The organism is Blautia luti, assembly GCF_033096465.1.
In the GTDB taxonomy this organism is placed as follows: Bacteria; Bacillota; Clostridia; order Lachnospirales; family Lachnospiraceae; genus Blautia_A; species Blautia_A luti.
Genome location: NZ_AP028156.1, coordinates 35,001 through 61,774 on the forward strand (window position 1 = coordinate 35,001; position 26,774 = coordinate 61,774).

Consider the following 26,774-nt stretch of genomic DNA (forward strand, 5'->3'; position numbering starts at 1 on the left):
GGTATTGCATGTACAGGATAGGTGGGAGGCTAGGAGATAGTAACGCCAGTTATTATGGAGCCGCTGTTGGGATACCACCCTTGCAGTATTGGGTTTCTAACCAGCCGCCGTGACCCGGCGGTGGGACAATGCCAGACGGGGAGTTTGACTGGGGCGGTCGCCTCCGAAAGGGTATCGGAGGCGCCCAAAGGTTCCCTCAGAATGGACGGAAACCATTCGAAGAGTGCAAAGGCAGAAGGGAGCTTGACTGCGACACCGACGGGTGGAGCAGGTACGAAAGTAGGGCTTAGTGATCCGGTGGTATTAAGTGGGAATGCCATCGCTCAACGGATAAAAGCTACCCTGGGGATAACAGGCTTATCACTCCCAAGAGTTCACATCGACGGAGTGGTTTGGCACCTCGATGTCGGCTCATCGCATCCTGGGGCTGTAGTAGGTCCCAAGGGTTGGGCTGTTCGCCCATTAAAGCGGTACGCGAGCTGGGTTCAGAACGTCGTGAGACAGTTCGGTCCCTATCCGGCGTGGGCGTAGGATATCTGAGAGGAGCTGTCCTTAGTACGAGAGGACCGGGATGGACGGGCCGCTGGTGCATCGGTTAGACTGCCAAGTCTACGGCCGAGTAGCCAAGCCCGGAAGGGATAAACGCTGAAGGCATCTAAGCGTGAAGCCCCCCTTAAGATGAGATATCCCATTCGAAAGAAGTAAACCCCCTTGAAGACGACGAGGTAGATAGGGCAGAGGTGGAAGTGCAGTAATGCATGGAGCTGACTGTTACTAATCGGGTGAGGGCTTGACCAAGAATCGCAGGAAGTAATGAATCTCAAGGAAATGTCAACATGTATGTAGTTTTGAAGGTGCAAAACCTTTAATGGCCCAGTGGCTCAGTTGGTTAGAGCGTCGCCCTGTCACGGCGAAGGTCGAGAGTTCGAGTCTCTTCTGGGTCGTTAGCAATTCGCTGATGAAGTAAATTGCATAAGGAATATGGAATCTTAGCTCAGCTGGGAGAGCATCTGCCTTACAAGCAGAGGGTCATAGGTTCGAGCCCTATAGGTTCCATATATTTGGATGGATTCCCGAGTGGCCAAAGGGGGCAGACTGTAAATCTGTTAGCAACGCTTTCGAAGGTTCGAATCCTTCTCCATCCACTTAGCTGTTAAGCTAAGCCGATGTGGCTCAATTGGCAGAGCAGCTGATTTGTAATCAGCAGGTTATCGGTTCGAGTCCGATCATCGGCTTTTAAATCAATAATGATTATCGCGGGGTGGAGCAGTCTGGAAGCTCGTCGGGCTCATAACCCGAAGGTCATAGGTTCAAATCCTGTCCCCGCTATTTTGCCCAGATAGCTCAGTTGGTAGAGCAGAGGACTGAAAATCCTCGTGTCGCTGGTTCGATTCCGGCTCTGGGCATTTGTGCTGAGATATGTACAAATGAATATGGAGCATTAGCTCAGTCGGTAGAGCACTTGACTTTTAATCAAGTTGTCCGGGGTTCGAATCCCCGATGCTTCACTTTAAGACTTCTGTAGATTCTACAGAGGTCTTTTTGTTTTAGATAAAGGATTTTCATAACAATTTATAAGGTCAGAAAATCCATGTTTAAGTTTTAGATGAACTGCAGTTTCTTATTTTTAACTTCTTAAAGTATAGCTTCCTGATAAATATATTTAGAAAGTAGCTTTCAGTTTATTTGGTTGCATCGTTTCTAAAAAAATTAAATTTTCAGTTCTAAAACAGAATGTGATCTGCATAGAGTTATATTACCTGATAGCCATAGGAAGTGCGCAGTCCGAATGGGACAGGCATAATGAAATATGAAATGCAGAACAGGAGGGAAAATATGAAGAATCTGAAAGATTATTTAAAAATGATAGTAACTGCTGTTACCTGCTTTTTAATGGGATTTGTAAAAAGAGAAAAAGAATATGACTGGAAACTGGGAAATGTATGGAGAAATACAGGAAACTATGTTGTATGGGACAACCCGAAAGCCAAAATGATTTCAGCATATATTGTAAAAGATAATGAATCGAAAAAGAAAGAATTTGGGGCGTTCCGTGAGAGAAGAAAGACTTCACGGAAAAATAAGATCATATATTGGAATGAACCGAGAATACAAAATAAACTAAGTAGATATGTGTATTTCAATACGGGGTAACTGTTGCAAAAAGCTATATGTTTGATTGCTGTAAAATTATAAAAGCAGATGAAAGATTTCTGCGCTCATAATTAATCTGCTCTGGTCAGGATCTGATAATGGACCTGGCCGGAGTGGATTGTCTAAAAATCATCAAAATTAATATAAATCTGTCTCTGTCCATATATTAGAAAGAAAGAATCTGGAAAGGCAGATTTATGCATCGTCTTTTTTTTCTGTGTTTTATTCCCTATCTTATGGTTATACTTATGAATGGTGCAGATACTGCATTATTAATCCGTAAATTTAATATGGAAATGATCCTGCCTGTTATTACAGCGGCACAGATTCCGGATGATTATGAGCTGGAAACAATAAAAGCCCAGACAATCATAGCAAGGTCAAATCTCATCAGACAGATTCAGGAAAGCGGGGTGAGGGCTCAGTTAAAGGAATTACAGAAAACAGGAAACAAGGATATTTTTTTGAAAAAACTGTTGAATGAAAAATATGAAACTGCTGCAAACCAGACAGAAGGGCTGATCCTTACTGCAGGGCAGCAACTGAAAACAGTACCTTATCATGAAATAAGTGCAGGGAAGACCAGAGAGGGTGCAGAATGTTTACATGACTCAGAATATGATTATCTTAAATCTGTAGAGAGTACTGCGGACAAAGAAGCTGACGGGTATTTGACGGGAATTTATGTCAGCGCGAACCGCCTGCCCGATAAATTGGTGATAAAAACCAGAGACAGTGCCGGATATGTAACAGAACTGCTTGCTGACGGAAAAGTTCTGGAAGGAGAATCTTTTCGAATGGGAATGGGACTGCCGTCTTCGAATTTCACGGTACAGAGAATTGGCAAAAGCATCCGGTTTATGTGCAGGGGAAAGGGACATGGGCTGGGATTTTCACAGTATGGAGGAAATGCGCTGGCAAAGGAGCAACAAAAAGCAGAAGAAATCCTGGCTGTATATTTTCCGAAAATGAAACTTACAGATGTGGAAGAACTGCAGATGCAGGGAAAAATAAAAGAGTAACAGGAAACAGTAAGAAATATTTCTGAAAAACTGTATAGCCTGAAATATTCTGGACACCCTATAGGTATGAAGATGAAAAAAGAGGTGAAAGGAATATGATGAATAACAAAATCACGCGAATCATCGCCAATACGGTTGGGCTGGCGGCAGTGGCAGCATTGGGAATTACAGTATATCAGCTGGGAACAGCTCCTGTAAAAGAAAACGCACCTAAGGAGCAGACAGAAAGTACAGGTCAGGAAGAAGATTCTATGGTGGATGTGGGAAACAGCCAGGTAGAATCAGAAAATCAGCCACTTATCCAGGAAGAGGGCGAAGAAAACCAGGATTATACACAAGACACAGAAAACACTGTGGAAAACTCACTCGAAGACAGTGAAGCAGATGAGGATAACAGTGGGGAAGATGCGAATAGCGATGAAGAAGATGTTTCATCGGGAGAAGAAACGTTACAGACAACCGAAAACGAGGATGCAGGCGAAGCAACAGATGTATCTGCTTCAGCAGTAAATCTTCCGGCAGTGAATTTCTCTGAAGATACTTTAATGGAGTGGCCGGTGAACGGAAATATTCTGCTTGATTACAGTATGGATCAGACCACATATTTTCCTACATTAGATCAGTATAAATTAAGCCCGGGGATTTCAGTCGGAGCAGTTGAAGGGGCACCTGTAACAGCAGCTGTAAATGGAACGGTATATTCAATAGAGCAGGATGCACAGACGGGAACTACTTTAACTATGGAACTGGGAAATGGTTACCAGGCAGTGTATGGACAGCTGGAAGACCTGACAGTATCTGAAGGGGATACAGTGAAGAAGGGAACTACCATCGGATATATTGCGCAGCCTACAAAATATTACAGTACAGAAGGAACAAACCTGTATTTCGCCATGAAGAGAAATGGCGAACCCGTTGATCCAATCCAATACCTTCCATAACTTTTCTATAATTTTTTGATAACCTTTCTATAACCTGAGACAGTAATCAGAGCTGAACCTGAAAAATGGTTTGGCTCTGATTTCGTTTGCAATAGAAAGTGGAACTGTTGTATAATAAGACATACAATCCGGATAAGTTATTGTGAAAATACATTAGAAGAATGCAACGAAAAAGGAGTTTTAAATGAACATAAATGAAATTGCCAGGCTGGCAGGTGTTTCGAGGGCAACTGTGTCCAGATATCTGAATAATGGTTATGTCAGTGAGGAAAAGAAAGCAGTTATCCACCGGGTGATAGAAGAAACCGGATATCAGCCATCTTCACAGGCGCAGATGCTCAGGACCAAGAAGACCAGACTGGTAGGAGTGATCCTGCCGAAGATCAATTCCAATACCATCAGCAGGGAAGCCGCAGGAATCAGTGATATTCTTACGAAAAAAGGATATCAGATCATTCTTGCAAATACGAATAATGATATAGAAGAAGAACTTAAATATATTTCGCTTTTCAAAGATAACCAGGTGGACGGCGTGATCTTTATTGCAACAATACTGACCCGCCGACATAAAAAGCTCTTGAAGGAATGCAAGGTACCGGTAGTGATCCTGGGACAGCTTCTGGAAGGGTATCCGTGTATTTTTCAGGATGATTATAAGGCGGCAGGCAGGATTACAGAACAGCTGGTTCAGACGGGAAATAAATTCGGATATATCACAGTTACGGATAAAGATGAAGCAGTAGGACAGCAAAGAAAAGCAGGAGTGGTGGACACCCTCGCCAGATATGGCAGAGAGCTGCAGCCGAAATGTGTGAAAACAGGAGATTTCACTCTGGAATCTGGTTATGAAGCTGCCAGGGAATTATTTCAGGAGCAGGGGGATGTGGATACGCTGATCTGTGCCACAGATACCATGGCTGCCGGTGCAATGACCTGGCTGAAGGAAAATGGATACAGGATTCCACAGGATGTGCAGGTAGCCGGGATCGGTGACAGTCCACTGGGAAAGATCCTGGAACCCAAGCTTACCACCATCCATTTCTATTATAAGACCAGCGGAATGGAAGCTGCCGAGATGCTTACCAGCCTGATGGAATCCGGGAATGGCGGTGTCTGTAAGGAAATAAAAATGGGATGTGAACTGGTACTGAGAGGTTCACACAGAGATCCTGTGAAAAGTAAATAAGAAATCATGAGGGCAGTTCTGGGTAACTGCTCTTTTTTGTCGCATAAAATTGATCAGTAATACTTCTGTGATGTGAGAAAGCCTTTTGGGCAGGATGTCACCGCAGTGTAGTACTTTTTTTGTGAAAATTCGACAAATTCTGAAAAGAATATTTGTGATAAGTTACATCTTTACAAATGGAAATGTCGTGGATATAATGAAAACAATATATGAGAACGATTCCATGCAGAAATGCTGTATAAATAAAATGAATATATAAAATAAACAAAAATATTTATATGGGGAACGATAACATAAAAGAGGGAGGATATTATGGATTACAGAAAGACAGCTCAGGAAATCTATGACCATATCGGAAAAAAAGAGAACATTATTTCCGCTGCTCACTGCGCCACACGTCTTCGCCTGGTTATTGCAGATAATGCGAAGGCAGACAAAGAATATGTGGAGAATATCGAAGGAGTAAAGGGCGTTTTCTTTGCACAGGGACAGATGCAGATCATTCTGGGAACCGGTGTGGTAAATAAAGTTTATGACGAATTTATCCAGATCGCAGGCGTCAGCGAGAGCAGTAAGGAAGAACTGAAGAAAGTAGCAGCTTCCAGAGCGAATCCTGTTCAGAGACTGATCAAGACACTTGGAGATATTTTCGTACCTATCATTCCGGCGATCGTAGCCAGCGGATTCCTGATGGGCATCATGGAGGCACTGAACTTCATGGTAAACAATGGATTCCTGAACATTGATACAAGCGGTTCTATTTATACATTTGCACAGCTTTTCAGTAATACGGCGTATACATTCCTGCCGATCTTGATCGCTTACAGCGGTGCGAAGGTATTTGGCGCAAATCCGTATCTGGGTGCAGTAATTGGTATGATTATGATCCACCCCAATCTGCAGAATGCCTGGACTGTAGCTACAGAAGGTGTTCATGCAACACAGAAAGTCTGGTTCGGGCTGTATTCCATTGATATGGTTGGTTATCAGGGACATGTAATTCCGGTTATCATTGCAGTCTGGGTACTGGCACAGATCGAGAAACGACTGCATAAAGTTGTACCGGCGATGTTCGACCTGTTTGTAACTCCTCTGGTCAGTGTATTTGTAACAGGTTATCTGACATTATCTATCATCGGACCGATCTTCGTAGCTTTAGAGAATGGACTTCTGAATGGAATCCAGTGGCTTATCGCACTGCCGTTCGGTGTGGGAAGCTGTATTATGGGTGCTTTTTATGCACTGACTGTTGTAGCTGGTGTTCATCACATGTACACCATTATTGATCTGGGGCAGATTTCCAAGTTCGGAATGACATACTGGCTGCCGCTGGCATCTGCTGCAAATATTGCCCAGGGTGGTGCAGCACTTGCAGTAGCCATGAAATCAAAAGACCAGAAGATCAAGTCAATGGCTGTACCATCTGCGTTAAGTGCATGTATGGGTATTACAGAACCGGCGATCTTCGGTGTAAACCTTCGTTTCGGAAAACCGTTTGTAATGGGATGTATCGGTGGAGCAGCAGGTGCATTGTTTGCTTCTGTTGCAGGTCTGGGAGCTACAGGAACCGGTGTCACAGGAATCTTCGGAATTCTGCTTTGTCTGAATAATCCGGTTGCTTATATTATCATGTTTGTGATCGCATTTGGCGTAGCTTTTGTTCTGACATGGTTATTCGGATATAAAGATGCTGTACCGGAGAATGAAGCCCCGGCAGCAGGAAAGAACGTAGAACAGGCAGCAGATAGCTCAGAAGAAAATAATTCAGAAAGTGATCCGGAAGATGAAAACATCCTCTACAGCCCGTTAGAGGGAACTGCAATTCCACTTTCACAGGTAAATGATGCTACTTTTGCATCAGAAGTACTGGGTAAAGGTATGGCTGTAATCCCGGATAAAGGTGAGGTTGTGGCACCATGTGATGCTACAGTTGAGACTGTTTTTGACACGAAACATGCAGTTGGTTTAAGTACAGAAAGCGGAATGGAACTTCTGATCCACATTGGTGTAAATACCGTGGAACTGGGCGGAAAATATTATACAGCTCATGTAAAGGATGGTGATCATGTAAAGAAAGGCCAGCTTCTGGTTTCTTTTGACATGGATAAGATCAAAGAATCAGGATATGATGTGACCACACCGCTGATCGTAACCAATTCAGACGATTACAAGGATGTGAAACTTCTTAAGGAAGGGGTTACAGCGTCCGGAGATAAAGTATTGGAGATTGTGAAAGAATGAGTACTTTAACGAAGGTTCTGGAGAGAAATGTAGCAGAAGTGGAAAAAAGAGCAGACCTGACCGAAGGCAGATACAGGCTGGGGCATCACCTGATGCCTCCGGTGGGCTGGCTGAATGATCCCAATGGGCTGTGCTGGTTTAAGGGAAAATATCATGTATTTTTCCAGTATGCACCTTTCGAAGTAAAGGGCGGACTGAAGTTCTGGGGACATTATACAAGTGAGAATCTGGTGAACTGGAAATATGAGGGTGTTGCGCTTTATCCGGATTCTCCTTATGACTGTCATGGAGTTTATTCCGGTTCTGCGCTGGTGGATGAAGATAAACTGCATCTTTTCTACACTGGAAATGTTAAGATCGATGGTGACTATGATTATATCAACACAGGAAGAGAGACAAGTACACTTCATGTGGTAAGTGAGGACGGAATCCATTTCAGCAATAAAGAAGTGGCAGTTTCTTTTGAACAGTATCCGGAAGAATATACCTGCCATATCCGTGATCCGAAAGTATGGAAGAATAACGGAACATATCGCATGGTTCTGGGAGGACGCTTAAAAGGGGATCACGGTTCTGTTTTGTTTTATGAATCAGAAGATATGGAGAACTGGAAGCTTACAGGAACTCTTACTACATCGGAAGCCTTCGGATATATGTGGGAATGCCCGGATTATTTTGAACTGGACGGACAGAAAATCCTGTCTGTTTCCCCACAGGGACTCAGGCGTGAGGAATACAGATTCCAGAATATCTATCAGTCGGGATATTTTCCAATGAAAGAAGATGGTTCTGTAGATGTGCAGGACTTCCGGGAATGGGATATGGGATTCGACTTTTATGCCCCCCAGACTTTCACTGATGGAAAGGGAAGACGGATTCTGATCGGCTGGATGGGAATGCCGGATGCAGATGAGGAATATACCAATCGTACGATCAAAGAAGGATGGCAGCACTGCCTGACTGTTCCCAGGGAACTGAAATACAAAGATGGAAAGATCCTGCAGTATCCTGTGGAGGAAATGAATGTACTGCGAAGAGACAGGACTTCTTTGAAGGACGAAAAGGGAGTTATGGAACTCTGTATGGGAACAGATGAAGGTTTTGATCTGGTTCTGGATGAAATCGAACTTAAAGATGGACGCTTTCAGGTAAAGCTGGGAGGGATGATGATCTTCCAGTATCTGGAGAAAACAGCCCAGATCGAATTTCACGGGGCGGCAGGTGCAGGCAGGACTGTCCGTAAAGCGAAGACAGATTCCCTGAAATCCCTTCGAATTCTGGCAGATACTTCGGCAGTGGAAATTTATCTGAATGATGGAGAAACTGTATTCTCCACCAGATATTATCCGGATCAGGAGAAGATACGTCTGAAGATCAGCGGCGGAAAATTTAAGGGAAATATATGGAATCTTAACAGGATGTTATTCACAAAATAAAAAAATTCACGTATAATAAAGCAGGTGGGAAAGCAAATCCGCAGTCGGTTTCCCTTCCTGCTTTTTCGCATATAAGCATAAAGGCTTATATGTCCGGGTGAAATACAAGTTTTACACCGACTGTTCATTATAGAGATCAGTGATGGGATGATCGTATATAGAATATACGGTTATCCACTACATATTATTTCAGGATGAATGGAGACGGTGTTGGATTGAATTACACTTATATGGTCAAATGTGCAGACGGAACTCTTTATACAGGATGGACAAACTGTCTGCAGAAACGTTTGAAAGCGCACAATGAGGGGAAAAACGGAGCCAAATATACGAAGGCCAAAAGACCTGTAAGTCTTGTATATTATGAAGGTTTTCGTACAAAGGAAGAGGCCATGAGGCGGGAATATCAGATCAAGCAGCTCACCAGAGAAAAGAAGCTGGGTCTGATGGAGTTTTAACCGGATCAATCGGATCGGTAAGCCGCAAATGTGGATTGCAGACAGATGATGGATAAATGTTTTAGATGAGGAGGAAAAAGAAGATGAAAAAGTTTACAAAATGGCTTGCTGTCTGTGCAGCTTGTCTTGCGTTGGGAGCAGTTCCGGCAGCAGGAGCAACTACATCTGTGCAGCCAACTGTTGCCCAGGCTTCAGTGAAAACAACGAAACCTGCACCGAAACCAAGACGCGGATGGTACGGAACCATGCCGAAGAAATGTTATTATGGTAAAGATGGACAGACTCTTAAGGGACTGCATAAGATCAAAGGAGAATATTACTATTTCGGTCAGATCAAAGGCTACATGAAAACTGGCTGGAAAAACATTGTGAGAAATGGAAAAATGCGCCGTCACTATTTTTCACCGAAAACCGGAAAAGCCTGTATTGGATTACATAAGATTGATGGAAAATATTATTTCTTTAATAAATATGGAATTATGAAAATTGTCAATACTGTAGACGGAAAGACTACTTACTATATTGGCTCCGATGGTGTTATCCAGGCACGAAAAAAGGGAAATACCATGTATTATGCAAATGGTAAGAAAAAGATGAATCAGACAGCATATGAGTATGAAACTCTGCTGAGAGCGAAAGCAGTCGTAGCAGCCATTACCACTCCGGGAATGTCTCAGAGTGAGAAATTCCAGACCTGCTATAATTGGGTGATCAAACATTATTACAATACACGAAGAATTTTCCAGAATCAGACTTCCTGGCCTGCATTGTATGCCAATGATTATTTCCTGACAGGCAGCCAGGGCGGTGACTGTTTCTCTGACTCATGCACTTTCGCATATCTGGCCAGAGCACTGGGATACAAGAATGTTTACGTATGTGTGGATACAGATCTTTTTGATGACAGCGGACATTGCTGGGCAGAGATCAATGGGCTGGTATATGACCCGTTATTCTCAGAGGCGAAAAATTATTATAAATATTTCGGAGCTACCTATGCATCTTATGGATTATCTCCGATCAGACGTGTACGTGTGAACTAAATAAAAAGATGATAAAAAAAAGACCTTTGCCAGCTGCATAGTCAATGCAGCCGGGCAAGGGTCTTTTTTGCAACAGTGAAATATGTTGTTAAAAAAAGCGCTGCAGGCGGAGAATCCCGCCTGCAGAACACCTTTTATACAGGAAGCGGAGCTACGAAGAAGTACATGACGATAAAGTGGCAGGCACTTCCAAGCATAACGAAAATATGGAAAATTTCGTGTGATCCGAAATTCTTGTGTTTGGCGTCAAAAAGCGGAACTTTCAGCGCATAGATCACACCGCCGATGGTATAGATGATCCCACCTGCCAGAAGCCAGTCGAAGCCAGCCCTGGGAAGTGCATGGAAGATGGGGACAAAGGCAAGAACACAAAGCCAGCCCATTCCAATATAAAGCACAGAGGATAGCCATTTCGGGCAGGTGATCCAGCAGCCTTTCAGGATCATACCAAGAATAGCAATGCCCCATACCAGTGAGCACAGAATATAGCCAATATGGTTATGAAGCACGATGAGGCACACGGGAGTATAACTGCCGGCAATCATAATGAAGATCATCATATGGTCCATTTTCCGCAGCCTGCGGTTTACTTTATCTGTGGAATCTACAGAATGATAAATAGTGCTGGCTGCATAAAGAAGGATCATAGTGAGGATAAAAACACTAAGGGCAAAAATATGGATCACATCGTAGGATCTGGCTGCTTTTATAATAAGAGGAACAGCTCCTGCCAGTGCGAGAAGTAATGCGATGCCGTGGGTGATGGCACTTCCTGGATCTTTTAACTTAAATTTCATGATAATCGCCTCCTGATACAGATGAGTCCATGGATTCTTTTTATAACTTTTTATAATAAAACAGAATGCATGGAAAATGAAAAAACTTATCAAAAACTTTGTAATGTAGTAATTAAAACTATATATTAAGTATATGAATACTATAACACAAATATTCAAAAATGCAAGTATTTATTTTGGAAATCAAATAAAACTCAGGAAGTGTGGGAAATTGTTGAAAACAGACGAAAAAGCTCATATAATGAGTATATATAAAGCAAAAACGAGGGAGGTATTTCCATGGGAAAGACCATAACCATGTGTTTTACGAACAATAAGGGAGGAAGCGGGAAGTCTACAACCTGCTCCAACCTGGGGGCAGCAATGGCGAAGGCGGGAAAGAAAGTACTGTTGATAGACGGAGATATGCAGCTGAATCTGTCGCTGGCATTTTTCCCGGAAGACTGGGTGCTGGAGCATGCGGCGGGAGAACTGAATCTGTACCGGGCCATTGGGAAACAGGCGGATCTGACAGAGTATGTGGTGCATACACCGTATGAGAATCTGGATCTGATTCCGTCATCCACATTGATGAGCTCTATTGAGTATGAACTTTTTACCAAGTGGCAGAGAGAGTTTATATTGCGGAAATGTCTGCAGAAGATCAGGGAGTCAGAAGCATACGATTATATTCTGATCGATGCTCCACCTACATTGGGAGGATGGGTCATGAATATCCTGTGTGCTTCCGATCAGGTGATCATTCCGGTAGAAGCCAGCCCGTGGGGGATGTTTGGACTGGCGAATATGTTTGAATTCCTGAATGAGGTGAAACAGATCTCACCTGAACTGGAAGTTGCGGGAATTGCGGTCACGAAAGTGGATACCCGCAAGAGCTATTATAAGCAGACCATGGATACCCTGCATGAACTGGAGAATATTCATGTATTTGAGCAGGTGATCAGGGTAGACAGTGCAATAGAATGGTCACAGGATAACAGTATTCCGGTAGTAGAATACAAAAAGTCCAGCAGAAGCGCAAAGGAATACACACAATTAGCAGAGGAGGTAATGGAACATGTCAGTAGGTAAAGGAAGCATTCAGCGTGCAGCAAGTGCAGAAGCAAAGAAAACCACAACCAGAAAGAAAGCGGTGAAGACTACAGTCCTCACTCCACAGAATTCAGAAGAACTGGAAAAAGCCTTTGTTACAAAGAAGCAGGAAGAGCCTGTAAAAGGCCCTGTGCATATCAATGAAGAGCTGCCGGTATATCTCCTGTAACCATTTATCCGGCTGTGAACCGTAAAATAGGTCTTGTCAGAGCCCCATTAATTTGCTATGCTATTTAATAAATGAACAAACGGTTGCGTAAATGGGGTGTTTTTATGGAATCAGAGGAAAAGAACATATATACAGAAGAGAAGAAAGTATATACCATAGAGGATATTGCCAGGGAACTGGGAGTCAGTAAGACTACGGTTTCCAGGGCAATTTCCGGCAAGGGACGTATCGGACAGGCAACCAGGGCGAGAGTGCTTCAGTTTATTGAAGAGCATGATTACCGTCCCAATGTGATGGCGAGAGGGCTTGCCCAGAAGAAAACTTATAATCTGGCATTGCTTTTGCCCAAGGATTATGCTGCTACGGAGTTTCCGTTTTTCAAAGACTGTATGAATGGAATCTGTGAGGTAGCGTCCAGTTACGATTATGATATTCTTATTTCTATGATAGACGGGGAAGATCTGTCACAGATACAGCGTCTGGAGGCGAACCGGAAGGTGGACGGAATGATCGTCAGCCGTGCGGTGGAGAGTTCGAAAGCGCAGAAATATCTGAAAAGCTGCAAGGAGCCTTTTGTGGTGATCGGTCCTTCAGGGGATGAGGAAATCCCATTTGTGGATAATAGGAATCAGGAAGCAAGTGAAGAACTGACCAGTATCATGCTTATGAAAGGAACCCGCAGACTGGCACTGCTGGGAGGAAACCGTTCCTACAGTGTGACAGGAAGCAGATATTAGGGGTATAAGGATGCACATGAGAAAATGGGTGTTCCGCTGGATACAGGACTGGTCTTTATGGACTGTGACAATCAGCTGAAGGTGACTGAAGCGGTGAAAAAGGCACTGGATCAGAAGGCAGACGGGATATTGTGTATGGATGATGTGATCTGCAACATGTGTCTGAGCAGCCTGAGAGAGAAAAAAGTGAAGGTTCCTTCCGGAGTACGGGTAGCCAGCATGTATGACAGTAAAAATCTGGAATATAACAATCCGCCGGTTACCAGTGTGAAGTTCGATACAGTAAGACTTGGTAAAATGGCATGTGTGAAATTGTTGAAGATTCTGGGGGAAACTCCTGAAGAAGATACACTGCCGTTGAATTACCAGGTAGTTCTGAGGGAATCTACACAGTAATTATAAATGAATATCAGTATCCATTGAGAGAGATATAAAACAGGATTATATGGGAAGTCTCGAAACAGTTGACAAGGTCAGCTTTTCGAGATTTTTTGTTGTCATTCACAGGATAAACGTTTGCGCAAATTGCTATATTACATACAACTGCATTGTGCAATATGCTAAAAAGTTACATGCTAAATTAGAGAATAATATCTAATTGACATTAAGAACCAGATAGAATATACTAAAAACATGAACAAACGGTTGCGCAACGAAAGCGAACAGGAATCTGAATACATCAGAATGAAGGTGGAGCGCAGCGTCTCAGAATATCAGGAGGTAGAGAGATGAACAAAACAGTGAAAAAGGTAATGGTACCGGCATTAGCAGCAGTTATGGCTGTTTCTTCCGCAGTATGCGTAAGTGCAGCAGAAGACGAAACAATTAAATTAACTGTATGGGGAGCTGAGGAAGATCAGACTTTATTAAAAAATCTGACAGATAAATTCCAGGAAGCTTACCCGGATCAGAAATTCGACATTCAGATCGGTGTAGAATCTGAGTCTACTGCAAAAGATACTATTCTGACAGACGTAGAAGCTGGTGCAGATGTATATGCATTCGCAGATGATCAGCTCACAGATCTTGTAAAAGCCGGAGCACTTCTGAAACTTGATGATTATGCAGAAGCACTTCAGCTTGCAGATACAACACTTGATGATGTAAAAGCAGCAAACGTTGAAGGTGCTATTGATGCAGCAACAATTGATGGCAGCCTGTATGCATTTCCAAGAGCTGCTGACAACGGATATTTTCTTTACTATGATTCATCTGTAATTTCCGAGGAAGATGCAGCAAGCTGGGACAGCCTTCTTGAAGCAGCTGATAAGGCCGGAAAGAAAGTCGGTATGACACTTGCATCCGGATGGTACAATGCTTCCTTCTTCTACGGTGCAGGATTTACAACAGGACTTAACGATGACGGAACAACAACTATGGACTGGAACGGAACAAGTGCTGACGGATATACAGGTGTTGATGTAGTGAAAGGAATGCTTGATATCACATCCAATTCATCATTTATGGCAGTTGCTGATGGGGATATGTCTAACCAGCTTGCATCCGGTAATCTGGCAGCATGCGTCTCCGGTACATGGGATGCGATCACTGCACAGGATGTATTTGGTGACGGATATGCAGCAGCAAAGCTTCCTACATTTACAGTTGGTGACAAACAGGTTCAGCAGGGATCTGTTGCCGGTTATAAATATGTTGGTGTAAACGGCTATTCTGAGAATTCCGGATGGGCAGTTCTTCTTGCAGAGTACCTTACAAACGAAGAATCCCAGCAGATGTTCTTTGATCAGAGAGAAAGCGGTCCTTCAAACAAGAATGTAGCAGCATCTGATTCTGTTCAGGAAAATGTAGCACTTGCAGCACTTGCAGCTCAGTCTGAATATGCACAGGCTCAGAAGGTTGGCGGAAAATATTGGGATCCTGCAAAGACATTCGGAGAACTGATTGCACAGGGAACATTATCTGCAGACGATGATAACGCAATCCAGGAAGCACTTGATAATCTGGTAGAAGGTGCTACTGCTTCTGTAGAATAATTGTAAAATAAAAAAATTATATAACAGATTTTAAAAATGGCCCATATGCATAACGACATGTGGGCTGTTTTAAGGAAACGGCAGATGCTGTCTGAGAAAAGACAGTAACAAAAATGAAATGACGAGGAGGAGAGATATGGCAGCACAGGACAATAATTCTGCTGCAGCGGCAGTGAGTGGATTCTTTAAATCCATCGGTGGATTTTTCGCTGACTTTGGTACTGCTGTAGTGAAAGGTGATGCTTTTGTAAAGCTGTCCCTGATCTGGATGGGCGCAGGCTATGCAAAGCGTAAACAGTATGTGAAAGCAGTACTGATGACATTGCTGGAGATCGCAGTGATCGTTTTTTCAGTGAAATTTGCAATGCAGTATGTATCAAAATTCAGTACCCTTGGTACTGTAAAGATGGAAAAAGTCTTTAACATGAAAACAATGAAAAGTGAATTTAATGATTATGATAATTCCTTTACGATCCTGTTGTTTTCATTGTTCAGCTTTGTTGTATGGTTTGCGGCAGCTGTTGTGTGGTTTAAGAACGTGATCAATGCTTATACACTTCAGAAAATGGAAGAAGCGGGAAAGCATATCAATACTTTTAAAGAAGATCTCAGATCACTGACAGAAGAGAAGTTTCATATTACATTACTGACACTTCCGGTACTTGGAGTTGTGATTTTCACATTAATCCCAATCTTACTTCTGATCTTTGTAGCATTTACAAATTATGATCAGCAGCATATGCCTCCTACTGAGTTGTTCTCATGGGTAGGTTTCAGTAACTTTATCAGTTTGTTTGGCGGCGGCGGTCTTACATCTACGTTCGGATATGCATTTGTGCGGGTTCTGGGATGGACACTTGTATGGGCTTTCTTCGCAACATTTACAACTTATATCGGAGGTATCCTGCTTTCACTGCTTCTTAACAGCAAGAAGACAAGACTGCCGAAGATGTGGCGTACTTTATTTATCGTAACGATTGCAGTACCGCAGTTTGTATCACTTCTGCTGGTGCGTAATTTCTTCTCAAATGGTGGTATCGTCAATACAATCTGTCACAGCATTGGACTGACCGGATTCTTAAGAAGCATAGGACTTGTGTCCACAAGCTATATTCCGTTTCTTTCTGCTCCGGGCTGGGCACATGTAATGATCATTCTCATTAATATCTGGATCGGTGTTCCGTATCAGATGCTGATCGCAACAGGTGTCCTGATGAACCTTCCTTCTGACCAGCTTGAGAGTGCAAGAGTAGACGGCGCAACAAACTTCCAGATATTCAGAAAGATCACAATGCCATATCTGCTCTTTGTAACAGGACCTGCTCTGATCACAGATTTTGTAAAAAATATTAATAACTTTAATGTTATTTATCTGCTCACACAGGATGTTTATACAACAACGAATCAGGCAATGGCAAGCTCACAGGCAAAAGAGGTTGACCTTCTGGTTACCTGGCTGTTCCGTCTGACTCAGGATTACTACAACTATAAGATGGCATCAGCAATCGGTATTATCGTGTTTATTATCTGTGCAGTATTCACCCTGGTTGCATTTAACAGGATGATCAAGGGAGATAAGGAGGGAACATATCAATAATGAAAAAGATGAAAGATAGTCGTACTTCTTCTATAGTATTACATAATTTATTGATCGCAGTGCTGGCATTTATCTGGCTGATCCCGATCATCTGGCTGGTATGTACCTCCTTCAGTGCATATTCAGGAATGAATACCAGTACATTTTTTCCGAAGGAATGGAGCATCAGCAATTACATGAAGCTGTTTCATTCAGATTCTGTATCTCAGTTTCCGCAGTGGTTTCTGAATACATTTATCATTGCATGCTTTACATGTGTAATTTCCACTATGTTCGTACTGATGGTTGCATATGCCACATCTGTTATGAGATTCAAGATGAGAAAACCGCTGATGAACATGGCAGTTATCCTGAATCTGTTTCCTGGTATGCTGGCAATGATAGCAGTTTATTTCACACTGAAATCCTTTAACCTGACAAACAGCTATGCCGGTCTTATCATGGTTTATTCCGCTTCTTCAGGTCTTGGTTATCTGATCGCGAAAGGATTCTTTGATACAGTTCCGAGAGCGCTCTGTGAGGCTGCCAGAATTGACGGATGCAGTGAGGCAAGAATCTTCTTCCAGATGGTTCTGCCCATGAGCCGCCCGATCGTTGTTTATACAGTTATCAGCAGTTTCCTGGTACCGTGGATGGATTTCGTGTATGCGAAGATGATTCTGAATGCAGGTATTTCTTCTAAATATACAGTTGCAATTGGTCTGTACAAGATGCTGGATAAGAGTCTTATCAATTCTTATTTCACTCAATTCTGCGCAGGTGGCGTACTGGTATCCATACCGATTTCTATCTTGTTTATGATCATGCAGAAATTCTATGTGGAAGGAATTACAGGCGGTGCTGTAAAAGGTTGATGTTATGAATATGACAACGGGAAGAAGAGGAATCGTCTGGAAAACTCCGGATATCACAGCTGATGGGCTGAAGATGTTTGCATGTATTGCCATGCTGATCCAGACAATCGGAATTGCTGTTATTGAAAAAGGACTGATCCATCTGGATCAATATACACAGGACAGTCTGAATCAGGCGATGGCCCAGGATTCCCGTTTGATGACACTTGCGGGAATCGGTTCTATCATGCAGCTTATCGGCGGGATGGCGATTCCCGTATTTACATTTCTGCTGGTAGAAGGCTTTCGGAATACTTCTGATTATAAGAAGTATCTGCTTCTGATGGTATTGACTGCGGTGATCAGTGAGATTCCTTATGACCTGGCAGTGGGCGGGAAAATTATGGACTGGTCAAGCCAGAATGCGATGGTTACCATGAGTATCTGTCTGATCATGCTGAAATGTCTGGACATCTTCAAGGATGGTTCCGGATTTACAGGAGGGCTGGTCAGAATGCTGATTGTGCTGGCTGCTGTGGTCTGGGTAAGTCTGTTCAGAGCGGAATATGGATTATGTATGGTGCTTTTGACAGCAGTATTTTATGTGTTTTATACACAGAATATTTTGAAAACAGTACTTGGCTGTATCATCAGCCTCATGTATATAACAGGTCCCCTGTCTTTCTATGGGATCTGGTGTTACAACGGTGAACGAAAAGACCGCATTAATAAATATGTTTATTATGCTTTTTATCCAGTGCATCTGCTGGTGCTTGGAGTAATTGCGAAATATGTTCTGTAAAGACTAAAACGAAGATAGCGAATTAAGAGGAGAACAAGTATGGACTTTAGAACGGACAAGCTGCTCCACGGCGGCGACTACAATCCTGAACAGTGGTTAAAAAGACCGGATATTCTGGAAAAGGATATTGATATGCTGGAGGAATCCGGATGTAATGTGGTAAGCCTGGGTATTTTTTCCTGGTCTACACTGGAACCGGAAGAGGGAGTTTTTAACTTCGGATGGCTGCAGGAGATCATTGATAAACTTTATAAGAGAGGAATCTCTACGATCCTGGCTACACCTTCAGGTGCCAGACCGAAATGGATGGCAGACAAATATCCGGAAGTGCTCCGTGTAGATGAGACACGTCACAGAGCGCTGTTCGGATTCAGACATAATCATTGTTATACTTCTCCTGTTTACAGAGAGAAGGTACATATCATCAACAAGAAACTGGCTCAGGAAGTTGCCACACATCCAGGTGTGATCCTGTGGCACATTTCCAATGAGTACGGCGGAGAATGTCACTGTCCCCTTTGTCAGGAAGCATTCAGGGGCTGGCTGAAGGTGAAATACCAGACCATCGAGAACCTGAATGACAAGTGGTGCACAACGTTCTGGAGTCACACTTATAACAGTTTCGACCAGATTGAGAGTCCATCTAAGATTGGTGAGACACAGCTTCATGCACTGAATCTGGACTGGAAACGATTTGTTACTCATCAGACAGCAGATTTCATTCATCATGAGATTGCTGCACTGAGAGAGGGTGGCAGTACACTTCCAACAACTGCAAACCTGATGCATTATTTCGGAGGTCTGGATTACTTTAAGATCGCGAAAGAGATCGATGTAGTTTCCTGGGATACTTATCCTACATGGCATAAAGAGGCTGTGATCGATACTGCCTATGATAATGGTATGTGCCACGACCTGATGCGTTCCCTGAAGGGCAAACCATTCTTCCAGATGGAATCCTGTCCGACTTCTACCAACTGGCAGAGTGTCAGCAAGCTGAAGAAACCTGGAATGCTTTTCGCACAGTCCATGCAGGCGATTGCACATGGCGGAGAAGGTTCTCTGTATTTCCAGATCCGCCAGAGCAGAGGTGCTTCTGAGAAATTTCATGGAGCAGTGATCGACCATTATGGCGGGAATGACACCAGAGTATTTAAAGAGGTTTCCAAGGTTGGAGCAACCCTGAAAGAGTTACAGGAACTGGCTGGAACAACTATGAGCAGCCAGGTGGCCATGATCTACGACTGGGACAGCCAGTGGGCAATGGAAGACAGCCAGGGACCAAGGAACAAAGGACTTCATTACCTGGAAGCAATGCTGAAATTCTACAGAGGCTTCCGTAAGCAGGGCGTGAATGTGGATCTCATCGATATGACCTGTGAACTGGACAAATATAAAGTGCTGGCGCTGCCGATGGTTTATATGTTCAAGGAAGGTTTCGCAGAAAAAGTTTGTGCATTTGTGGAGAATGGCGGCGTGCTGATCACCAGCTACTGGTCAGGAATTGCGGATGATACAGACAGATGCTATCTGGAAGGAACTCCACATGGTCTGATGGATGTACTGGGAATCAGAAGTGCTGAGATCGATGGTCTTTATGACTGGGAAGAGAATTCTTTCGTACCTGTAGAGGGTAATGAACTTGGTTTGGATAAGACTTATACATGTAAGTATCTGTGTGATCTTGTAGAGCTTAGGGGAGCACGTACTTTAATGACTTATGGAAGTGATTTCTATGAAGGCTATTCCTGCCTGACTGTCAATGAATATGGCAAAGGCAAGGCATGGTATGTGGCAGCAGATGCGGACAAAGAATTCTACGGAGACTTCCTGGAGAAAGTACTGAAAGACAGCGGCGTTTCCTGTGGAATCAAAGAAGAGATCCCGGATGCGCTGGAGATCACAGTGAGAGAGAACAGAAACGTGAAATACTATATTTACCAGAACTTCGGAACAGAGGCTGTAAAACTTCCTGTACCGGAGGGAGAGGTAAACTGGATCTATGGCAATGGAAGCGATAAACTTAATGTTTATGGTCTTGCAGTTGCGAAAGTTATCGTGTAAAATAAATAGCGATGGATGAGGAAATCCCTTCACTTTAAGCAGAGATTGATACTGCCTGGTGGAGGGGTTCTTTTTTGCTCAGGAGATGTAAATGATATGATTTCGAAAACACAGATAAAATATATGTCAGGTGCTGCATCCTATGCCAGGGGTCTGGATATTTACCTGGATGGTAAAGTGCTGGATATGGATGTGCAGGATTTCGGGAGCTATGATGAGGTTGTAGCTTCTGTAAAGGGAAGCGGAAGAAATATCTATGAGGTAGATGTTTCTGTAGATAAAGAAGATAATCAGATAGACAATATTTATTGTGAGTGTCCTGCATATGGAGAGTATGATGGAATCTGTAAGCACTGTGTAGCTGTTCTTCTGGAATATAACGAATATGCTGCAAGGCAGCAGGTGGATCCCCAAAAACTGAATCAGTTAAAAGGTGTAAAAAAGGGCATCACCATGCACACTACACCTGAACTTGCACAGCTTCTGCAGAAGCAGGCAGTTGCGAAATCTCTTCCGCTTATCCAGGGAAGCACCTATGGAAAGGTAAGACTGGAGCCGTATTTTGATTTCGATGGAAGGACATTTACAGTAGAGTTTAAAATCGGAACCAACAAGATGTATGTGTTGAAAGATGCATTTTCTTTTGATAATAATATGTCCGATCAGACCGATTACAAATATGGGAAAAATCTTCAGTTTGTTCATACCATAGAATCTTTTGATGAAGAATCCAAACCCCTGGCGAAATTTATCTGCAAATGGGCAGATAATAACAGGCAGTTTCACAGATCATCTTCTTATTATGGATACTATATGGGAAGTCTGGAAAAAGTACGGCATCTGGATCTGGCAGGGAATGAACTGGCAGAATTTCTCCTTCTTATGGAAGGCAGAATATTGCAGGGAGAGTCTGTAGGAACCAGAAATAAAACATGGGAAGTAACCAGAGAACATTTGCCAAGAAAAATAACCATAACAGGTGTGAAGCAAGGCATTGAACTGAAGGTAAGCAAATTTATCTGTGCAGCACGAACCAATCAATATAGAATCTGTTTTTTTGATAAAAAGATTTATATTGAAAATATGGAAGAACTTCTGCCGGTTAAGGATTTCCTGGACATTTTATCTCTCATATCAGGGGAAACAGCTTTTATAGAAAATAAAGATGTACCGGCGTTTTGCCAGGAACTTTTACCGGTAATCCAGAAGTTCTTTAAATGCAGGATGGTTGAATTTGATCCGGAGAATTATGGAATGATAAAACCTGAATTCCAGTTTTATCTGGATGCACCGCAGGAAAATATGATTACATGTGGTGCCACAGTCAGGTATGGGGATAGAGAGTTTTCATTGTATACTACAGACGATATTGCCATTCGAGATATGAATAAAGAGACAGTGGTCAGAAATGTGATCCATAAATATTCCAATGCATTTCATCCATTTGAACAGTGTGCAGTAATTGCTGATGATGAAGAAGCGGAATATGAGTTTCTGACAGAAGGAATTCCAGCGCTGCAGGCAGTAGGTGAGGTATTTATTTCCGATGCATTGAAGCGAATTGAGGTAAGAAATTCACCGAAAATTACAGTTGGGGTTTCTTTAAGTGGAAATCTGCTGGAGCTGAGTATGACAGCAGGGGATATGTCAAGGGAAGACCTGATCGACATTCTTTCCAGATATAATAAGAAGAAAAAGTTTTATCGTCTGAAAAATGGGGCTTTTGTAAATGCTGCAGATTCAGGTCTGGATACGGTTGAAGAACTCAGAACAGGACTTCAGCTGACTGATAAGCAGATGAAACAGGACAGGATCGAAGTACAGAAATACCGTGCGTTGTATCTGGATGCACAGTTAAAAGAGAATCCGGTTGTTTCGGCGGTGAAGGATAAATCTTTCAAGTCCCTGGTAAGAAATATGAAAACCGTTGAGGATAATGACTTTGAAGTGCCGGAGAGTCTGGATAAGGTTTTGCGGGAGTACCAGAAGAGGGGATTTCTGTGGATCAAGACGTTGAGGCATAATGGATTTGGCGGAATACTTGCGGATGATATGGGACTGGGAAAAACGCTGCAGGTGATTGCGTTTCTGCTGTCAGAATTTCTGGAAAGAAAGAATACTGATATTGAAAACATAACATTAAAAGAAGCTACAGTGTTAAATGTACAGAGTGAAACTAAATCTGAGACAGCAGAGGTGCAGGAAGCTGATATCGATGAGGCGATGAATGGACAAACTGGAAAACTGCAAAGAAATACATTAATTATAGCTCCTGCATCGTTGGTTTATAATTGGAGCAGTGAAATTCAACGCTTTGCACCAGAACTGACAGTGAGGATGGTAACGGGAACTGCGGCAGAGAGGAGAATGGTGCTGACTGAAGCTGGGACGGAGGATATTCTTCTGACTTCGTATGATCTGCTGAAGAGAGACATCAGTGAATATGAAAAGTATCAGTTCCAGTGTGAAATTATAGATGAAGCTCAGTATATCAAGAATGCCAATACCCAGGCTGCGAAAGCCGTAAAAGAGGTTCAGGCAGAATTTAAACTGGCGCTTACGGGAACTCCGGTGGAGAATCGTCTGAGTGAGTTATGGAGCATATTTGATTATCTGATGCCAGGTTTTCTTTACAGTTATAAGAAGTTCCGTGAGGAGGTAGAAATTCCGGCAGTTCAGAATTCTGATGAAGATGCCATGAAACGTCTGCAGAAGATGATTCGGCCGTTTGTGCTTCGAAGACTGAAAAAAGAAGTGCTTACGGATCTGCCTGATAAGCTGGAAGAGAATATGTTTGTACAGCTTACAGGAGAACAGCAGAAGCTTTATGATGCACATGTAAAGCGTATGATGCTGATGTTGGATAAACAGTCGGAAGAAGAATTTAAGACTTCAAAGATTACAATTCTGGCAGAGCTGACCAAACTGCGCCAGATTTGTTGTGATCCATCACTGGTTTTCGCAGATTATAAAGCTGATTCTGCGAAGACAGAGATGTGTCTGAATATGATCTGCAATGCAGTGGCGAGCGGACATAAGATTCTGCTGTTTTCCCAGTTTACAACGATGCTTGACCACCTTGCGAATCGTCTTGAAGAAGAGAAAATCAGCTATTATATGCTGACCGGCGCTACAAGCAAAGAGAAGCGTGCACAGATGGTGGAAAGTTTTAATAATGATGATACCCAGGTATTCTGTATTTCCCTGAAAGCAGGAGGAACCGGGCTGAATCTGACTGCGGCGGATATTGTGATCCATTTTGATCCGTGGTGGAATCTGGCAGTACAAAATCAGGCTACAGACAGAGCACACAGGATCGGGCAGAAGAATGTAGTGAATGTGTATAAGCTGATTGTGAAAGATACCATCGAGGAAAATATCATGAAGCTGCAGGAAAAGAAGCGTGAGCTGGCGGATCAGATTCTGGAAGGAGAAGGACTCAATGGCAGCAGTCTTACCAGAGAGGAACTGATGGAATTGCTTTCCGGCAAATAGCATTTATTTGGCGTAAAACCGCGTAGCGAAGTGCGAAGATCCGCAGGATTGACATTTTTTGTAAATATAAAGATGTATATTCTCCCTGTTTTTCCACATAATAACCATACAACACATGATATGGAAACTAAAAGGTACAAAGACAGTAAACTTCGATAAAAAGAAAAACAGGAGGAAGAAAAGTGTATGAAAGCTACAGGGATCGTTCGGCGTATTGATGACCTGGGACGTGTGGTCATTCCTAAGGAAATCAGAAGAACATTACGGATAAAAGAAGGAACTCCGCTGGAAATTTTTACAGACCGGGAGGGAGAGATCATTCTGAAAAAATACTCACCTATCGGAGAACTGAATATTTTTGCCAAAGAATATGCAGAAGCTCTGGCGCAGTCCAGCGGGATGGTGGCATGTATCACAGATCATGATCAGGTAGTGGCGGCTGCTGGCCAGGGAAGCCGGGAATATATGGGAAAACCCATCAGCAAGGCATTAGAAGAAACGATTTCCGAGAGAGGTTCTGTATTTGCCAATGGAAATGACAGAAACAGGATCCCGGTGACGCAGGAGCAGAGGGAACCGCTGTATTCACAGATCATGCAGCCGATCATCAGTGCAGGGGATGCGGTTGGTTCGGTGCTTCTGCTGGGAAAAAATGAGAGAGATGTGATGGGTGAATCGGAGAAAATGCTCATCAGGACGGCCAGCGGCTTTCTGGGACGGCAGATGGAGCAGTAGAAGGCTGGCAAGTAAATTTTTATAATAAATTAAGAGAATCTTCAGGAGCAAATGGTGGCAACTGGGGATTCTTTTTTGTATAATGGAAGTTAAGTTATGAACAGGTTGTGGATATCTGCCTGATTTTATAAGGGATATTAATAAGGAGAAAGTATTATATGGTAGCAATATATCTGGCACCGGTTTATCTGCTGGTGTGTGTTTATATTCTTTTGAGAGGTTTGCACTGGATACAGGTGCTGCATGCTGTTTTTCAGAATGTGTGGGTGTGCAGAGGGATCGGACTTATCTATCTGTTTGTTGTCTTCAGTATTCTGATCGCGTTTATGGCACCGGCTTCGGGATTTCGGAGATTTATGAAGCTTCTGAGTAATTACTGGCTTGGAGTGCTGATGTATACAATCATGACTGTGGGAATCGCAGATGTGCTGAGACTGTTGTTGAAATATCCGCTGAAGAACCTAAATTTTCCGGGAAGAACGCTGCTTTTCGGAAATGTGGGGACTGCTGTTGTGGGTATAATCTGTGCGGTAATCATTACGATGGTCAGTATTTATGGAGTGATCAATGCGGGAAATATACAGACGACAAAGTATGATATTTCTATTGATAAGAAAGCCGGGAAACTGGATTCGCTGAATGTGGTGCTGATTGCAGATCTTCATCTGGGATATAACATTGGCTGCCGGCAGATGGAGCAGATGGTGGAGAAGATCAATGCACAGGATCCTGATCTGGTCGTGGTTGCCGGAGATATTTTTGACAACGAATATGAGGCACTGGAAGATCCGGACAGGTTGGCGGAGATTCTGAGAGGGATTCAGTCTAAATATGGTGTGTATGCATGTTATGGAAATCATGATATTCAGGAGAAGATCCTGGCGGGATTCACCTTTGGCGGAAAGGAGAAGAAAGAGAGTTCCGTGAAAATGGATGAGTTTCTGGAAAAGGCAGGAATTACACTTCTGAGAGATGAGTATGTATTGATCGATGATTCTTTCTACTTATATGGAAGACCAGATTATGAGAGACCGGGACGCGGGATTGATGAGAGAAAGAGTGCGCAGGAGATTACAGCAGATATGGATCTGTCACTGCCAGTGCTGGTGATCGATCATGAACCTGGAGAATTGCAGGAGCTGGCAGATGCAGGGGTAGATGCGGACTTGTGTGGACATACCCATGACGGGCAGTTGTTTCTGGGAAATCTTACGATTAAGCTGATGTGGGAGAATGCGTGTGGATATCTGAAAAAGGGTGATATGCACAGCATTGTTACCTCCGGTGTAGGGCTTTTCGGACCAAACATGCGTGTTGGCACGAAAAGCGAAATTTGTGATATTATGATGCATTTTAAGTAATTTCTGGTTCCGGATTTTGCAAAGGAGCGCCAAAGGTAGAGTAGTATTCTTCGAGAGTAAGTCCTGTCAGTGCGAGGCATCCGGCAAGTGGACGGGTTACATAACGGATATGCCAGGGTTCCCAGGGGATGCCGGTGATGGGTTCTTTGTTTGCAGGATAGCGGATAATAAAACCGTAGAGAGAAGCGTTTCGTTTGAGCCATTTTCCCTCTGGTGTTTCGGCAAATTCCGGGATGAGCTGATATTGGATCGACGGACATGAGACATCCAGTGCAAGGCCACTCTGGTGCTCGCTGGTGCCTGGAGATGCAACATAAGGATTTCCGGTGGAAAGCTGCTGCTGGCGTTTGTAGGAGCGGTAGCCGGAGATTCCGGTAATGATCAGAGATTCTTTCTGCGCTGCCTGTATCAGCGTGAGTGCTGCATGAGCAGTGCGGATTTCCAGAAGCCGTTTGGGATCTCCGCAGGGTGCATCAAATGGAATTCCGATGTCAGTCAGATTTTCAGGAACATAGTCTGGCGGCAGAGGATGGTCTTTGTTGATCAGACGGGTATACAGATTCATAAGAAAAGCCCCCTTTCCCTTTTATGTTTATGAGGGATTGGAGGCTTTTATG

22 protein-coding genes, 7 tRNA genes and 1 rRNA gene (1 of these 30 only partly in view) are annotated in these 26,774 nt (G+C 43.2%); 28 read left to right on the top strand and 2 right to left on the bottom strand.

Annotated elements, in window-relative coordinates:
• From R8695_RS00170 to R8695_RS00245, 16 genes are all read left to right on the top strand, one after another.
• A 23S ribosomal RNA gene (locus tag R8695_RS00170) occupies nt 1-798 on the top strand; it begins 2,086 nt to the left of the window's first position.
• Nucleotides 799-870: 72 nt separating this feature from the next.
• Nucleotides 871-944, top strand: a tRNA-Asp gene (locus R8695_RS00175).
• A 39-nt stretch (nt 945-983) separates the two neighbouring features.
• Nucleotides 984-1,056, top strand: a tRNA-Val gene (locus R8695_RS00180).
• Between the two features lie 7 nt (nt 1,057-1,063).
• Nucleotides 1,064-1,145 (top strand) — tRNA-Tyr (locus R8695_RS00185).
• A gap of 17 nt (nt 1,146-1,162) precedes the next feature.
• Nucleotides 1,163-1,235 (top strand) — tRNA-Thr (locus tag R8695_RS00190).
• Nucleotides 1,236-1,255: 20 nt separating this feature from the next.
• Nucleotides 1,256-1,329 (top strand) — tRNA-Met (locus R8695_RS00195).
• Between the two features lie 4 nt (nt 1,330-1,333).
• A tRNA-Phe gene (locus tag R8695_RS00200) sits at nt 1,334-1,406 on the top strand.
• A gap of 29 nt (nt 1,407-1,435) precedes the next feature.
• Nucleotides 1,436-1,508, top strand: a tRNA-Lys gene (locus tag R8695_RS00205).
• 328 nt (nt 1,509-1,836) lie between these two features.
• Nucleotides 1,837-2,154 carry a hypothetical protein gene (locus tag R8695_RS00210; RefSeq protein WP_154781037.1) on the top strand — a complete coding sequence of 106 codons (318 nt, stop codon included), beginning with the start codon at nt 1,837-1,839 and terminating at the stop codon, nt 2,152-2,154.
• Between the two features lie 197 nt (nt 2,155-2,351).
• Nucleotides 2,352-3,176, top strand: a complete 825-nt coding sequence (locus R8695_RS00215; RefSeq protein ID WP_154781038.1) for a SpoIID/LytB domain-containing protein — start codon at nt 2,352-2,354, stop codon at nt 3,174-3,176.
• 95 nt (nt 3,177-3,271) lie between these two features.
• Nucleotides 3,272-4,117 carry a M23 family metallopeptidase gene (locus tag R8695_RS00220; protein WP_154781039.1) on the top strand — a complete coding sequence of 282 codons (846 nt, stop codon included), beginning with the start codon at nt 3,272-3,274 and terminating at the stop codon, nt 4,115-4,117.
• Nucleotides 4,118-4,301: 184 nt separating this feature from the next.
• Nucleotides 4,302-5,303 carry a LacI family DNA-binding transcriptional regulator gene (locus R8695_RS00225; protein ID WP_118512301.1) on the top strand — a complete coding sequence of 334 codons (1,002 nt, stop codon included), beginning with the start codon at nt 4,302-4,304 and terminating at the stop codon, nt 5,301-5,303.
• A 312-nt stretch (nt 5,304-5,615) separates the two neighbouring features.
• Nucleotides 5,616-7,544, top strand: coding sequence for a PTS sucrose transporter subunit IIABC (locus R8695_RS00230; RefSeq protein WP_118512299.1), 1,929 nt, complete (start codon nt 5,616-5,618; stop codon nt 7,542-7,544).
• Complete coding sequence (locus R8695_RS00235; RefSeq protein WP_118512297.1) at nt 7,541-8,980, top strand: glycoside hydrolase family 32 protein; 1,440 nt, start codon at nt 7,541-7,543, stop codon at nt 8,978-8,980. Before R8695_RS00230 ends, R8695_RS00235 begins: the two co-directional genes overlap by 4 nt.
• Before the next feature lie 215 nt (nt 8,981-9,195).
• A complete protein-coding gene (locus R8695_RS00240) occupies nt 9,196-9,438 on the top strand; it encodes a GIY-YIG nuclease family protein (protein ID WP_243139603.1) in 243 nt (80 codons plus the stop codon).
• Between the two features lie 83 nt (nt 9,439-9,521).
• Nucleotides 9,522-10,481 carry a transglutaminase domain-containing protein gene (locus tag R8695_RS00245; RefSeq protein WP_118512293.1) on the top strand — a complete coding sequence of 320 codons (960 nt, stop codon included), beginning with the start codon at nt 9,522-9,524 and terminating at the stop codon, nt 10,479-10,481.
• A 134-nt stretch (nt 10,482-10,615) separates the two neighbouring features.
• On the opposite strand, the gene trhA is transcribed toward R8695_RS00245, so the two are convergent.
• Nucleotides 10,616-11,278 carry a PAQR family membrane homeostasis protein TrhA gene (trhA, locus tag R8695_RS00250; RefSeq protein ID WP_118512291.1) on the bottom strand — a complete coding sequence of 221 codons (663 nt, stop codon included), beginning with the start codon at nt 11,276-11,278 and terminating at the stop codon, nt 10,616-10,618.
• Between the two features lie 279 nt (nt 11,279-11,557).
• On the opposite strand from trhA, the gene R8695_RS00255 reads away from it, so the two are divergent.
• From R8695_RS00255 to R8695_RS00310, 12 genes are all read left to right on the top strand, one after another.
• Nucleotides 11,558-12,349, top strand: coding sequence for a ParA family protein (locus R8695_RS00255; protein ID WP_154781040.1), 792 nt, complete (start codon nt 11,558-11,560; stop codon nt 12,347-12,349).
• Complete coding sequence (locus tag R8695_RS00260) at nt 12,336-12,539, top strand: hypothetical protein (RefSeq protein WP_154781041.1); 204 nt, start codon at nt 12,336-12,338, stop codon at nt 12,537-12,539. The genes R8695_RS00255 and R8695_RS00260 overlap by 14 nt, the downstream gene beginning before the upstream one ends.
• 104 nt (nt 12,540-12,643) lie before the next feature.
• Nucleotides 12,644-13,276, top strand: a complete 633-nt coding sequence (locus R8695_RS00265) for a LacI family DNA-binding transcriptional regulator (protein WP_317676209.1) — start codon at nt 12,644-12,646, stop codon at nt 13,274-13,276.
• 24 nt (nt 13,277-13,300) lie between these two features.
• Entirely contained in the window at nt 13,301-13,672 is a 372-nt protein-coding gene (locus tag R8695_RS00270; protein ID WP_465221365.1) for a substrate-binding domain-containing protein, read from the top strand.
• A 332-nt stretch (nt 13,673-14,004) separates the two neighbouring features.
• Entirely contained in the window at nt 14,005-15,270 is a 1,266-nt protein-coding gene (locus tag R8695_RS00275) for an extracellular solute-binding protein (protein ID WP_118512283.1), read from the top strand.
• A gap of 136 nt (nt 15,271-15,406) precedes the next feature.
• The gene (locus R8695_RS00280; RefSeq protein ID WP_154781042.1) at nt 15,407-16,867 is read left to right on the top strand and encodes a carbohydrate ABC transporter permease; all 1,461 of its coding nucleotides are present in this window, start codon (nt 15,407-15,409) and stop codon (nt 16,865-16,867) included.
• Nucleotides 16,867-17,721 carry a sugar ABC transporter permease gene (locus R8695_RS00285; RefSeq protein ID WP_118512281.1) on the top strand — a complete coding sequence of 285 codons (855 nt, stop codon included), beginning with the start codon at nt 16,867-16,869 and terminating at the stop codon, nt 17,719-17,721. The genes R8695_RS00280 and R8695_RS00285 overlap by 1 nt, the downstream gene beginning before the upstream one ends.
• Before the next feature lie 4 nt (nt 17,722-17,725).
• Nucleotides 17,726-18,502 carry a TraX family protein gene (locus R8695_RS00290; protein WP_243139604.1) on the top strand — a complete coding sequence of 259 codons (777 nt, stop codon included), beginning with the start codon at nt 17,726-17,728 and terminating at the stop codon, nt 18,500-18,502.
• Between the two features lie 39 nt (nt 18,503-18,541).
• The gene (locus R8695_RS00295; protein ID WP_154781043.1) at nt 18,542-20,566 is read left to right on the top strand and encodes a beta-galactosidase; all 2,025 of its coding nucleotides are present in this window, start codon (nt 18,542-18,544) and stop codon (nt 20,564-20,566) included.
• Nucleotides 20,567-20,662: 96 nt separating this feature from the next.
• Nucleotides 20,663-24,061 carry a DEAD/DEAH box helicase gene (locus tag R8695_RS00300; protein ID WP_154781044.1) on the top strand — a complete coding sequence of 1,133 codons (3,399 nt, stop codon included), beginning with the start codon at nt 20,663-20,665 and terminating at the stop codon, nt 24,059-24,061.
• A 186-nt stretch (nt 24,062-24,247) separates the two neighbouring features.
• Nucleotides 24,248-24,796: a stage V sporulation protein T gene (spoVT, locus tag R8695_RS00305; RefSeq protein WP_118512275.1), complete on the top strand. Its 549-nt coding sequence runs from the start codon at nt 24,248-24,250 to the stop codon at nt 24,794-24,796.
• 158 nt (nt 24,797-24,954) lie between these two features.
• Entirely contained in the window at nt 24,955-26,157 is a 1,203-nt protein-coding gene (locus R8695_RS00310; RefSeq protein WP_154781045.1) for a metallophosphoesterase, read from the top strand.
• Here the strand turns inward: R8695_RS00310 and R8695_RS00315 are convergent.
• Entirely contained in the window at nt 26,150-26,722 is a 573-nt protein-coding gene (locus R8695_RS00315) for a M15 family metallopeptidase (RefSeq protein ID WP_154781046.1), read from the bottom strand. The genes R8695_RS00310 and R8695_RS00315 overlap by 8 nt on opposite strands.
• Nucleotides 26,723-26,774: the final 52 nt, after the last annotated feature.